General features: G+C 67.9%; 8 protein-coding genes, 1 tRNA gene and 2 pseudogenes. 5 read left to right on the forward strand and 6 right to left on the reverse strand.

Going from position 1 to position 12,155, the window contains the following annotated elements:
• Positions 1-3: 3 nt before the first annotated feature.
• Positions 4-651, reverse strand: a complete 648-nt coding sequence (locus ACWCQ6_RS00915) for an ANTAR domain-containing response regulator (RefSeq protein WP_266736593.1) — start codon at positions 649-651, stop codon at positions 4-6.
• A gap of 102 nt (positions 652-753) precedes the next feature.
• Between ACWCQ6_RS00915 and ACWCQ6_RS00920 the strand changes: the two genes are divergently transcribed.
• Both ACWCQ6_RS00920 and ACWCQ6_RS00925 read left to right on the forward strand, forming a co-directional pair.
• Positions 754-826, forward strand: a tRNA-Leu gene (locus tag ACWCQ6_RS00920).
• Between the two features lie 111 nt (positions 827-937).
• Positions 938-1,718 (forward strand): annotated as a pseudogene (locus tag ACWCQ6_RS00925) (helix-turn-helix domain-containing protein).
• Positions 1,719-1,726: 8 nt separating this feature from the next.
• Here the strand turns inward: ACWCQ6_RS00925 and pyk are convergent.
• On the reverse strand, positions 1,727-3,160 hold the full coding sequence (gene pyk, locus ACWCQ6_RS00930; protein ID WP_451084626.1) for a pyruvate kinase: 1,434 nt from the start codon (positions 3,158-3,160) through the stop codon (positions 1,727-1,729).
• Between the two features lie 125 nt (positions 3,161-3,285).
• Positions 3,286-3,981, reverse strand: coding sequence for an SIMPL domain-containing protein (locus ACWCQ6_RS00935; RefSeq protein ID WP_451084627.1), 696 nt, complete (start codon positions 3,979-3,981; stop codon positions 3,286-3,288).
• A gap of 197 nt (positions 3,982-4,178) precedes the next feature.
• Here ACWCQ6_RS00935 and ACWCQ6_RS00940 point away from each other — a divergent pair, with 197 nt between their 5' ends.
• Positions 4,179-6,011 (forward strand): bifunctional metallophosphatase/5'-nucleotidase, encoded by a 1,833-nt coding sequence (locus ACWCQ6_RS00940; RefSeq protein ID WP_451084628.1) that lies wholly within the window; start codon positions 4,179-4,181, stop codon positions 6,009-6,011.
• A 179-nt stretch (positions 6,012-6,190) separates the two neighbouring features.
• On the opposite strand, the gene ACWCQ6_RS00945 is transcribed toward ACWCQ6_RS00940, so the two are convergent.
• Positions 6,191-7,420, reverse strand: a complete 1,230-nt coding sequence (locus tag ACWCQ6_RS00945) for a cytochrome P450 (protein ID WP_451084629.1) — start codon at positions 7,418-7,420, stop codon at positions 6,191-6,193.
• Between the two features lie 326 nt (positions 7,421-7,746).
• Between ACWCQ6_RS00945 and ACWCQ6_RS00950 the strand changes: the two genes are divergently transcribed.
• A complete protein-coding gene (locus ACWCQ6_RS00950) occupies positions 7,747-8,817 on the forward strand; it encodes a methyltransferase (RefSeq protein ID WP_451084630.1) in 1,071 nt (356 codons plus the stop codon).
• A gap of 130 nt (positions 8,818-8,947) precedes the next feature.
• A pseudogene (locus ACWCQ6_RS00955) lies at positions 8,948-9,169 on the forward strand (transposase); the annotation flags it as partial.
• A gap of 70 nt (positions 9,170-9,239) precedes the next feature.
• On the opposite strand, the gene ACWCQ6_RS00960 reads toward ACWCQ6_RS00955, so the two are convergent.
• Positions 9,240-10,658 carry a lysine N(6)-hydroxylase/L-ornithine N(5)-oxygenase family protein gene (locus ACWCQ6_RS00960; RefSeq protein ID WP_451084631.1) on the reverse strand — a complete coding sequence of 473 codons (1,419 nt, stop codon included), beginning with the start codon at positions 10,656-10,658 and terminating at the stop codon, positions 9,240-9,242.
• Complete coding sequence (locus ACWCQ6_RS00965; protein ID WP_451084632.1) at positions 10,655-12,058, reverse strand: pyridoxal phosphate-dependent decarboxylase family protein; 1,404 nt, start codon at positions 12,056-12,058, stop codon at positions 10,655-10,657. Before ACWCQ6_RS00965 ends, ACWCQ6_RS00960 begins: the two co-directional genes overlap by 4 nt.
• Positions 12,059-12,155: the final 97 nt, after the last annotated feature.

Consider the following 12,155-nt stretch of genomic DNA (forward strand, 5'->3'; position numbering starts at 1 on the left):
GGCCTACTCGGCCGCCTTCTTCTTCTCCTCGGCATCCTCGATCAACGCCTCGGCCAGCTGCTGCATCGACAGCCGCCGGTCCATCGACGTCTTCTGGATCCACCGGAACGCGGCAGGCTCGGAGAGCCCGTAATCCGTCTGCAGAATGCTCTTCGCCCGGTCCACCAGCTTCCGCGTCTCCAGCCGCTGCGCAAGATCCGCGACCTCGGACTCCAGCGCCTTCAGCTCCGCGAACCGCGACACCGCCATCTCGATGGCCGGCACCACGTCGCTCTTGCTGAACGGCTTCACCAGATACGCCATCGCCCCGGCGTCCCGGGCCCGCTCGACGAGATCACGCTGCGAGAACGCGGTCAGCATCAGGACCGGCGCGATGGACTCCTCCGCGATCTTCTCCGCCGCGGAGATCCCGTCCAGGACCGGCATCTTCACATCGAGGATGACCAGGTCCGGCCGGTGCTCCCGCGCCAGCTCGACGGCCCGCTGCCCGTCCCCGGCCTCGCCGACGACCGCGTAGCCCTCTTCCTCCAGCATCTCCTTGAGGTCGAGACGGATGAGCGCCTCGTCCTCGGCGATGACGACGCGGGTCGTCAGCGGGGGAACGTGCGACTTGTCGTCGTCAGCGGGCTGGGGCGACTCGGGGGCGGTCACGGGGAGCTCCTCGTTCAAGACAGGGGTACTGCTGCCAAGAGCCTACCTAGTTACGGTATGTTTGAGGCACGGAGGTCCTTCGGGTTCCTTCGTTTCGAAGGGGCCCCGGTAGCCCAGCGGTAGAGGCCATGGATTCAAAACCCATACAGCGTCGGTTCGAATCCGACTCGGGGCACTTCTCCTTCGATTCCAAGGTTCTAGCGCCCGTTTGCGATCTTCACCCTTGCCGGTGAACGCACCTTCGAATCTGGCGCACGCCAGCGAAAGCCGCACAAGACTCCATTGCATGGAACGGCACAATCCGTCGATCCGTGACGAAGCACTCGCCCTCTTGCGGGGCGGCACCACCAATCGAGCGGTTGCAGAACTCCTCAACGTCCCTCGCGGAACTATCGGCTGGTGGCTGCACCAGGATCGCAAACGACGTGGCGTGCAATACGAGCAGCCCACCGACTGCCCGTTATGTACCGGGCGAGACTTCGACCGCGTCGCGTACGCGTATCTGCTGGGCCTCTACCTCGGAGACGGCCACATCATCTCCAAGCCCAAACAGCACCACTTGTCGATCTTCTGCGGCGACACATGGCCTGGCCTGATCGATGAAGCAGAGTCGGCGATGCACAGGGTGATGCCCATGCCACGCACCGGACGACGCCAGAAAAACGGGTGCGTCGAGATCAAGTCCTATACGAGGCACTGGACATGCCTCTTCCCCCAGCACGGCCCAGGCAGGAAACACGAGCGCCCCATCGTCCTCGCCTCCTGGCAGCAGGAGATCGTCGATGCCCACCCGTGGGACTTCGTCCGCAGCCTCATCCATTCCGATGGGTGCCGCAACATGAACTGGACGACCCGGGTGGTCGGCGGAGTACGCAAACGCTACGAGTACCCGCGCTACATCTTCACCAACGTCTCCGACGACATCCGGCAGCTCTACACGGACACCCTCGACAAGCTCGGCATTGAGTGGACGCACTGCACACGGGCAGGCAAGGCGTACAAACATCTCCGTCGCCCGACGGGCGTCCGTCGCTCTGATGGACGCCCACGTCGGGCCGAAGTACTGACGACCGGCCTACTTCGGGCTGTCGTCCTCGCCGATGTGGTGCACCCGCACCAGGTTCGTCGAGCCCGGAACGCCCGGCGGGGAGCCGGCCGTGATGACGACGACGTCGCCCTTCCGGCAGCGGCCGATCCTCAACAGCTCCTCGTCGACCTGGGCGACCATCGCGTCCGTCGAATCCACGTGCGGGCCGAGGAAGGTCTCGACGCCCCAGGTCAGGTTCAGCTGGGAGCGGGTGGCCGGGTCCGGGGTGAAGGCGAGGAGCGGGATGGGTGAGCGGTAGCGGGAGAGGCGCCGGACCGTGTCACCGCTCTGGGTGAAGGCGACCAGGAACTTCGCGCCGAGGAAGTCGCCCATCTCGGCCGCCGCGCGGGCCACCGCGCCGCCCTGGGTGCGGGGCTTGTTGCGGTCGGTCAGGGGCGGGAGGCCCTTGGTGAGGATGTCCTCCTCGGCGGCCTCGACGATGCGGGACATCGTGCGGACCGTCTCGATCGGGTACTTGCCCACGCTGGTCTCACCGGAGAGCATCACCGCGTCCGTGCCGTCGATGACCGCGTTGGCGACGTCGGAGGCCTCGGCGCGGGTGGGGCGGGAGTTGTCGATCATCGAGTCGAGCATCTGGGTGGCGACGATGACCGGCTTGGCGTTGCGCCTGGCGAGCTTGATCGCGCGCTTCTGGACGATCGGCACCTGCTCCAGGGGCATTTCCACGCCGAGGTCGCCGCGGGCGACCATGATGCCGTCGAAGGCGGCGACGATGCCGTCGATGTTCTCGACGGCCTGGGGCTTCTCCACCTTGGCGATGACGGGGAGGCGGCGGCCTTCCTCGTCCATGATGCGGTGGACGTCCTCGATGTCGCGTCCGCTGCGGACGAAGGAGAGGGCGATGATGTCGGCGCCGGTGCGCAGGGCCCAGCGGAGGTCTTCGATGTCCTTCTCGGAGAGTGCGGGGACGGAGACGGCGACGCCGGGGAGGTTGAGGCCCTTGTGGTCGGAGACCATGCCGCCTTCGATGACGGTGGTGTGGACGCGGGGGCCGTCGACTTCGGTGACTTCGAGGGTGACGCGGCCGTCGTCGACGAGGATGCGTTCGCCGGTGGTGACGTCGGTGGCGAGGCCGTCGTAGGTGGTGCCGCAGGTGTGGCGGTCGCCTTCGACGGGTTCGACGGTGATGGTGAAGCTGTCGCCGCGTTCAAGGAGTACGGGGCCTTCTCGGAAACATCCGAGGCGGATCTTCGGGCCTTGAAGGTCGGCGAGGATGCCGACGCTGCGTCCGTTCTCGTCGGAGGCTTTGCGTACGTGGTGGTACCGCTCTTCGTGTTCGGCGTAGGTGCCGTGGCTGAGGTTGAGGCGGGCGATGTCCATTCCCGCTTCGACCAATGCCTTGATCTGGTCGTATGTGTCGACGGCGGGGCCCAGGGTACAAACGATTTTTGCTCGGCGCATGGTTCGACCCTAGACCTTACCTACGGGTAGTTGATTGGTGTGCCGTGACTGCTCAACGACCTTTGGATGAAGGGTTATTGACAAGTGTTGAATTGTGCGGCGAGGTGCTCGGATGAGCATTTTTTCTAGAGTTTTGGCGGTGTCATGAGGAAGCGGGCGTTGACCTGGGCGTAGACGGTCTGGCGTTGTGGTTCGAGGTCGAGGGCGGGGGGTTCGGGTGCGGCTGTGTCGAAGGCGGCGCGGCCGCGTGTGGTGCCGGGTGCGGGGAGGGGGGTCGGGGTGGTGTTCTCCGCGCCGAGGTCGGCGAGTTCGACGAGGGCGGTGAGGTGGGCGCCGAGGGCGTCGGCGTATTCGCGGGCGCGTTGGACGGCTTCGTGGACGGCTTGGCGGCGGGCGGCGGCGTGGGTGGGTGAGTCGGGGCGCAGGCCCCACCAGGGGCCGTTGATCCGGGTCATGTCGAGGTCGGCGATTTTGGTGGTGAGTTCGCCCAGTGCGGTGAAGTCGTTGAGGACGGCGGTGATGTGGACGCGGCCGTGGTAGGCGTGGATTTGTTCGTTGCGGCCTTTCTGGGTGAGTTCGGGCGTGATGGAGATTGCGCCGGTTTCGAGTTTTTCTATGGATTGTCCGTAGGAGCGGGCGAGTTCGAGTACGTGGTTGTTGCGGCGGGTGAGGTCTTCGAGGGCGTTGCGGCGGTCTTTGCCGCGGGTGGTGACGGTGATGGTGATGCGGGCGGTTTCGGGGTCGGCTTCGAGGCGGGCTTCGCCGCGGACGGCGACGCGGGGGTGTTCGGGGGTGCCGTAGGGCGGTGGGGTGGTGGTCATGGGTCCACTGTTGCATCCGGGTCCGACAGCGGGTGGTCATCAGATCGCAACCCGCAGGGGGTGTTGCGGGGTGTGGCTCCTGGGTCATCATCTACGCGCGTTGTGCGCGGTGGTCCTTGTTGTCGGGGAGCCGTGTCGCGCGAGAACAGAGCTGTGTGAGAACTGAGCTGCGTGAGAACTGAGATGTGGGAGACGAAATGCCGCTGAACCGTAGGACGTTCCTGGGCACATCGGCGGCTGCCGGTGCGGGTGTGGCGATCGCGGGGGGTTCTGCGGTGCCTGCCGCGGCGCACGGTCACGGTCATGGGCACGGCCATGGGCGTGGGCCGAAGCGGTACTCGTTCACCGTGATGGGGACGACGGACCTGCATGGGAATGTCTTCAACTGGGACTACTTCACCGACAAGGAGTTCGACGACAAGGCGCACAACGATGTCGGTCTGGCGAAGATCTCCACGTTGGTGGAGCAGGTGCGCCGGGAGAAGGGTCGTCGTAACACGCTGTTGATCGATGCGGGTGACACGATCCAGGGCACCCAGTTGTCGTACTACTACGCGAAGATTGATCCGATCACGGCGAAGCGTGGTCCGGTGCATCCGATGGCGCAGGCGATGAACGCGATCGGGTACGACGCGGCGGCGTTGGGCAACCATGAGTTCAACTACGGCATTCCGGTACTGCGGAAGTTCGAGGAGCAGTGTGACTTCCCGCTGCTGGGTGCGAATGCGCTGGATGCGAAGACGTTGCGGCCGGCGTTCGCTCCGTATGTCATCAAGCGGTTGCGTACTCCGCAGGGCCGGGATGTGAAGGTTGCGATTCTGGGGCTGACCAATCCGGGTATCGCGATCTGGGACAAGGCGAATGTCAGTGGGAAGATGGTGTTTCCGGGGCTGGAGGAGCAGGCGGCGAAGTTTGTGCCGCGGCTTCGTTCGATGGGTGCGGATGTGGTGATTGTTTCGGCGCATTCGGGGAGCAGTGGTACGTCGTCGTACGGTGATCAGATTCCGTATGTGGAGAATGCGGCGGGTCTGGTGGCGGAGCAGGTGCCGGGTATTGACGCGATTCTGGTCGGGCATGCGCATCTGGAGATCCCCGAGCATTTCGTGGAGAACAAGCAGACCGGTAAGAAGGTGGTGCTTTCGGAGCCGTTGAAGTGGGGGCAGCGGTTGACGCTGTTCGACTTCGATCTGGTGTGGGAGAAGGGCCGCTGGGTGGTGGAGAGGGCGGGTTCGCAGGTGCTGAACTCCAACACCGTGGCGGAGGACCCGAGGATCACGGGGCTGCTGGCGGACGAGCACAAGAAGGTGGTGGCGTACGTCAATCAGGTCATTGGTACGTCGACGGCGGCGATGACGACGGCGGAGGCGGCCTGGAAGGACGAGCCGATCATCGATCTGATCAATGTGGTTCAGACGGAGACGGTGAAGGCGGCGCTGGCGGGTGGCGCTCATGCGGCGCTTCCGGTGCTTTCGCAGGCGTCGTGCTTCTCTCGTACGGCGCAGATTCCGGCCGGCGAAGTGACGATCAAGGATGCGGCGGGTCTGTATCCGTTCGAGAACACGCTTGAGGCGCGTCTGCTGACGGGTGCGCAGCTGAAGGATTATCTGGAGTTCTCGGCGCGGTATTACGTGCAGACTCCGGTGGGTGCCCCGGTGGACACGACGAAGTTGACGAATGCGGACAATACTCCGGATTACAACTATGACGCGGTGTCGGGTGTGACGTATGAGATCGATATTGCGAAGCCGGTTGGTTCACGGATCGTGAATCTGTCGTTCGAGGGGGCGCCGGTCGATCCGGCGGCGGAGTTCGTGCTGGCGGTGAACAATTATCGGGCCGGTGGTGGTGGGAACTTCCCGCATGTGGCGGGTGCCAAGCAGTTGTGGGCGAATTCCGAGGAGATCCGTAACACGATCATCGGTTGGGTGCAGGCGAAGGGTTCGGTGGATGGTGCGCAGTTCGCTTCGGTGGACTGGCGTCTGACGCGTGAGGGTACGCCGGTGTTCCAGTACTCCCGTCCGACTTCGTAGTCTCGTCGTGGACCTGGCTGGGAAGACGACGCCGTCGTTCGTCAACGACCCGCGAAGGTCCACTGGGTTGTGGAGCGCCCCGGCGGTCGCGCCCTCGCCGGGGCCCGGTCGGCCGGCATCGGTACCGACGCTCATGCCGTCCCGGTCGGCCGGCGCCGGTACCGACGCTCATTTCCCGGTCACCAGGTGACCGGTAGTTCGGCCACGCCGCCGAGCTGGACGTGGACCGCGACGCCGCGGACCTGCTGCGAGGGGACGTCCAGGCGGATCGTCGGGATGCGGCGCAGGAGGGTGGTGAGGGCGATGTCCATTTCGGCACGGGCCAGGTTCTGGCCGACGCATTGGTGGATGCCGTAGCCGAAGGCGACGTGGCGGCCGGCCCTGCGGTGGACGTCGAACGTGTCGGGGTTGTCCCAGAGGTCCGGGTCCCGGTTCATCAGCATGGTCGAGAAGACGACGCCGTCGCCTTCCTCGATGGTGTGCCCGGCGATGTCGATGTCCTCGGCCGCCACACGGGGGAGCGCGTCCGTGACGGAGCTGATCCGCAGCAGTTCCTCGACGGCGCCGGGCATCAGCGAGGGGTCCCGGCGCAGCCGGTCGAGCTGGGCGGGGTGGTCGAGCAGGGCGAGGACGGCGGTGGAGAGGGTGGTGGAGGTGGTTTCGTTCCCTCCGGACATCAGAACGACGCACGTCATTGCCAGCGTGTCGAGGTCCTGCCGGGTCAGGGGGCGGTGGGCGGCGACGAGGTCGTCGATCAGGTCGTCGCCGGGGGCGCGTTGCCGGTCGGTGAGCAGCCCCTTGAGGTAGTCCAGGAGTTGGGCGAGCAATTCTTCCGGGGTGCAGCCGTCCTCCTCGTCGACCGGCGAGAGGAGGCGTGTGATCAGCGCGTCGACGTGCGGGCGGTCCTGGTGCGGCATCCCCAGCAGGGCGAATGTCGTGTCGGAGGCCAGGGGCATCGTGTAGGCGCGGACCAGATCCGCCCGGTCGCCCGCGGCGAGCATGGCGTCGACCAGCCGTGCGGCGGTCTGCTCGATGGCCGGGCGCCGGGCGGCGATCCGGCGGAGGCCGAAGGCGGACGAGACCCACCTGCGCTGGCGGGCGTGGAGGGGGTCGTCCGCGCCGATCAGCGGGAGGCCGGGCACCTGTCGTGAGGCCATGCTCTCGGTGAGGCAGGGGAACGTGGGATGCGCCGTGTCGCAGGAGATCCGCGGGTCGCGGAGCAGTGCCCGACCCACGTCGCTTCCGGAGACGAGCCAGACGCTCCGTCCGTCGTAGAGGGACACACGGGACAGCGGACGGTGCTCGCGCAGTGGTCCGTATCCGGCGGGCATGGCGTAGGGGCAGGTGCGTTCCATCGGGTAGCTCGGGGCCGGGAAGGCCGTTGGGGACGATCCGGCGGTGGCTGTCACGTTGTTCCTCACTTCTTCGGCCCGTGCACGGCGAGGCGGTCGCGTACGGGCCGGCGCTCGGCGCCGCCTCGTGCGGGCGCGGCGTGCCCGGCCGACGTGCTGACGGCGGAGCAGGCCTGATCGCCAGCCTGCCGCCCCGGGTGGCCCGTATCGCCCCTGACCGTGCAGGTTCACGCATACGGGGTACACGGCGCTCCTGTGTGCGCCGGACATGCGGGGGCCGGAGCCGTTCTGGCCGTCCCGCCGCCTCGTTGTTCCGTGTACCGCACGGCCGAGGCCGCCGGGCGGGAAGAAGAGCGGGAAGAAGAGCAGAAGGAGGGCGGGCCGTGGACACGGACGCGCGTCGTCAGGGGGAGGACGCACATGGAGGCGGGGGGCTCCTGGAGATCGCCGCGGGCGGATGCTTCTCGCGCGCTCTGGCCGTGGCGGCCAGGCTGGGGATCGCGGACATCCTCGACGGCGCCTCCATGACGTCCGACGTCATCGCGGGACGGACCGGCAGCGACCCGGAGGTGATGCTTCGCCTCCTTCAGGCCCTGGCCATGCGGGGAGTCTTCGTGCGCGAGGGGGACGGGCGGTTCCGGCTGGCGGAGAGCCACGCCGCCCTGCGCAGCGACCATCCCCGGTCCCTGCGTCACCACTGCATCCTGCTGGCCGAGACCTACGACGACGCCTTCTCCGGGCTGCTCGGCACGGTCATGACCGGGCGCTCCGGGTTCGAGGAAGTCTTCGGCGTGCCGCTGTACGCGTACCTCGGCCGGACACCGGAGACGGAGCAGGTCTTCGACGCCGCGATGGCGGAGCTGGCGCGACCGACGGCCGCGGCGTTCGCCGAACAGTTCTCCTTCTCCGCGCCGGGGCGGCTGATCGATGTCGGCGGCGGGAACGGCACGCTGCTCATGTCGCTCCTGGCCCGCGACCCGGGCCTCGAAGGGATCTGTGTCGACCGGCCGGGCGTCTGTGCCCGGGCGGCGGCCCGCCTGGCGAAGGCCCCGGACCGTTCGCTTGCCGACCGGATCCGCTTCCAGCCGGCGGACATCTTCGAGGAAGTGCCCGAGGGCGGCGGGCTCTACCTGCTCAAGAACGTGCTGCACGACTGGTCGCCCGAGCAGGGAACACGCATCCTCACCGCGGTACGGCGGGCCATGTCCCGCACCGCGCACGCCTTTGCCCGCACAGGACCGCGGCCGAGGCTGATCGTGCTGGAGCCCCTGCTCGACCGGGAGTCGGACGGAGCCCATGCCCTCTACCAGATGGTGCTCGGCGGAAAGGAGGTCCGCGGGTTCCGGACCGCCGACGACATCTGGCAACTGCACACTGCCGCCGGACTCGAACCGCTCTCCGTCACGCGTCTGTCCGACGGGCACCACGCCTTCGAGAGCGGATGTCCGGACTGATCGGGCCGTCGGCGCGAGGCCGCGTGCGTCGGCGAAGCGACCGCGGGCGTGCCGGTCTCGGCCAGGATGCGGGCGGCGCGCTGGATTCCGAGCCGGGGACAGCTCGATCGGGGTGGAGGAGGTCACTGACCTCGACCGGCGCCTGTGCCTCCCCGGACACTCCGGGGCCGACGTTCCCGAGCGCCGCACCGCGGCAGGGATACCCGAGACGGTGCGGTTCGCCACCGAGCCACGGCTGGCTGCGGAAATGATCGAAGCCGCGCTGGACGCCGGGATCACAGCCTCCTGGGTGACCGGCGGCGCAGCCTACGGCCCGGACCCCCGGCTCCGGGCCGCCCTGGAGGCACGCGGCGCTCCCTGTTGTGGTGGGCGGCCGTCTTCTCTTTCGGGAGGGGGCGGCCGCCTTCTGTGTGTGGTGGGTGTCAGGTGTTCTGGGCGAGGGGGATGAGGTCGGGTTCTTGGGTGGGGATGCGGGGGTGCTGGGGGGTGAGGCCGAAGGTGGTGAAGGCGGTGCGTTCGGGGAGGGGGTAGGGGTTGGTGCCGGTGAGGTCGTTGAGGATGGTGGCGCTGCGCCAGGCGGCGAGTCCGAGGTCGGGGGCGCCGACGCCGTGGGTGTGGCGTTCGGCGTTCTGTACATAGATGTTGCCGGTGACGGTGGGGTCGAGGACGAGGCGGAACCGGTCGTCGATGTGTGGGCGTTGGGAGGCGTCGCGGCGCATGTAGGGGTCGAGGCCGGTGAGGATGCGGTCGAGGGAGCGTTCTCGGTAGCCGGTGGCGAGGACGACGGCGTCGGTGGTGATTCGGGTGCGGGTGTTCTGCTGGGTGTGTTCGAGGTGGAGTTCGATGCGGGTGTTGGCCGTGCGTCCTGCGGTGCGTACGGTGACGCCGGGGGTGAGGGTGGTGTCGGGCCAGCCGCCGTGGAGGGTGCGGCGGTAGAGCTCGTCGTGGATGGCGGCGATGGTGTCGGTGTCGATGCCTTTGTGGAGCTGCCATTGGTGGGGGACGAGTTCGTCGCGTACGGATTCGGGGAGGGCGTGGAAGTAGCGGCTGTAGTCGGGGGTGAAGTGTTCGAGGCCGAGTTTTGAGTACTCCATGGGTGCGAAGGCCTGGGTGCGGGCGAGCCAGTGGAGGTTTTCGTGGCCTGTGGGGCGGGCGCGCAGGAGGTCGAGGAAGATTTCGGCGCCGGATTGTCCGGAGCCGATGACGGTGATGTGTGGGGCTTGGAGGAGTTCTTGTCGGTGGTGGAGGTAGTCGGCGGAGTGGATGACGGGGACGTTCTCGGCTTCGGTGAGGGGTTTGAGGGGTTCGGGGATGTGGGGTTCGGTGCCGATGCCGAGGGCGATGTTGCGGGTGTGGGCGCGGCCGAGTGCTTCGGCTTCGCCTTCGTTGTCGAGTTGGGTGAAGTCGATTTCGAAGAGTTCGCGTTGGTTGTTCCAGCGGACGGCGTCGACCTGGTGGCTGAAGTGGAGGCTGGGGAGTTGGTCGGTGACCCAGCGGCAGTAGGCGTCGTATTCGGCGCGTTGGATGTGGAAGCGTTCGGCGAAGTAGAAGGGGAAGAGTCGGTCGCGGCTGCGTAGGTAGTTGAGGAAGGTCCAGGGGTTGGCGGGGTCGGCGAGGGTGACGAGGTCGGCGAGGAAGGGGACTTGGAGGCTGGCTCCGTCGATGAGGAGGCCGGGGTGCCAGTGGAAGGCGGGGCGTTGTTCGTAGAAGGCGGTGTTGAGGGGGTGGGGGTTGGCGGGGATGCCGTGGGCGAGGGCGGCGAGGGAGAGGTTGAAGGGGCCGATGCCGATGCCGATGAGGTCGTGTGGCTGGTCGGTGTCGGGGGTGGGCAGGTCGGTCATCGGGGGGTGTTGCCTTCCGCGAGGTCGTTGGTGAGTCGGTTGACGAGGTCGAGGAGTGTTTGGAGATGGTCGGGGGTGGTGTGGGGGTTGAGGAGGGTGGCTTTGAGCCAGAGGCGGTCGCCGGTGTGGGCGCGGCCGAGTACGGCTTGGCCGCGGGTGAGGAGGGTGCGGCGGATGGTGGCGACGGTGGTGTCGTCGGCGTCGGTGGGGCGGAAGAGGACGGTGCTGATGGTGGGGCGGTCGTAGAGGTCGAGTGTGGGGGTTTCGGCGATGAGGTCGGCGAGGTGGTGGGCGGTGGCGAGGGTGCGGTCGAGGAGGTCGGCGATTCCGGTGCGGCCGAGTGCTTGGAGGGTGACGGCGATCTTGAGGGCGTCGGGGCGTCGGGTGGTGCGCAGGGAGCGGCCGAGGAGGTCGGGGAGGCCGGCTTCGGTGTCGTCGTCGGCGTTGAGGTAGGGGGCGTGGTGGTGGAGTGGGTCGAGGTGGTGGCGGTGGGGGACGGCGAGGATGCTTGCGGGGGCGGGTTGCCAGCCGAGTTTGTGCAGGTCGAGGGTGACGCTGTGGGCGCGGTCGAGGCCGTGGAGCTTGCTTCGGTGGGTGGGGCTGAAGAGGAGGGGGCCGCCGTAGGCGGCGTCGATGTGGAGTTCGGCGCCGTGGGTGGCGCAGAGGTCGGCGATGTCGGCGAGTGGGTCGATCTGGCCGGTGTCGGTGGTGCCGGCGGTGGCGGTGACGAGGAGGGGGTGGTTGTGTCGGGTGAGGGCTTCGTGGAGTGCGGTGAGGTCCATGACGCCGGTGGGGGCGGGGATGACGTCGGGTGTGGGGAGGCCGAGGAGCCAGGCGGCGCGGGTGATGCTGTGGTGGGCGTTGGTGGCGCAGATGGTCTGTACGGGGCCGTTGCGTTCGCGGGCGAGGAGGAGGGCGAGTTGGTTGGCTTCGGTGCCGCCGGTGGTGATGAGTGCGTCGGGTGCGGGGTGGTGGGGGTAGATCTCGGCGGCGAGTGCGGCGGTGGTGTCGGCTTCGAGGGCGGAGGCGGCGGGTGCTTGGTCCCAGGAGTCCATGGAGGGGTTGAGTGCGGAGGCGGCGAGGTCCGCTGCGGTGGCGAGGGCGAGGGGTGGGGTGTGGAGGTGGGCGGTGCACAGGGGGTCTGCGGGGTCTGCGGCGCCTTCGGTGAGGGCGGTGACGAGGGTGCGCAGGGCGTTGTGGGGGCCGGTTCCGTGGTCGGGGATGAGGGGGTGGGTGGCGGTGCGCGTCTGTGGGGTGACGGCGTCGGGGCCGCCTGCGGGGAGGGGGCCGTCGCGTCGGTTGGCTCCGTCGTGGAGTGCGGTGAGGACGGTTTCGATGAGGGGGCGCAGGGCGGCGGGGCCGGTGGTGGTTCCGGCGAGGGGTGGGGGTGGGGTGGGCATCGTGGTGGGGGCCTTCGGGTGCGCGCGGGCATGGGTGGACGTGCCAGCTTGTCCGGGTTTCGGGGGGCGTGGCTGGGGAGCCGGGTGATGTGAACTC

The organism is Streptomyces sp. NPDC001880 (assembly GCF_053594575.1).

Bases quoted from the DNA above. Each gene is read 5' to 3' on its own strand.
- pyk (WP_451084626.1), bottom strand. From the start codon at position 3,160: ATGCGCCGAGCAAAAATCGTTTGTACCCTGGGCCCCGCCGTCGACACA.
- ACWCQ6_RS00935 (WP_451084627.1), bottom strand. From the start codon at position 3,981: ATGACCACCACCCCACCGCCCTACGGCACCCCCGAACACCCCCGCGTC.
- ACWCQ6_RS00940 (WP_451084628.1), top strand. From the start codon at position 4,179: ATGCCGCTGAACCGTAGGACGTTCCTGGGCACATCGGCGGCTGCCGGT.
- ACWCQ6_RS00960 (WP_451084631.1), bottom strand. From the start codon at position 10,658: ATGACCGACCTGCCCACCCCCGACACCGACCAGCCACACGACCTCATC.
- ACWCQ6_RS00965 (WP_451084632.1), bottom strand. From the start codon at position 12,058: ATGCCCACCCCACCCCCACCCCTCGCCGGAACCACCACCGGCCCCGCC.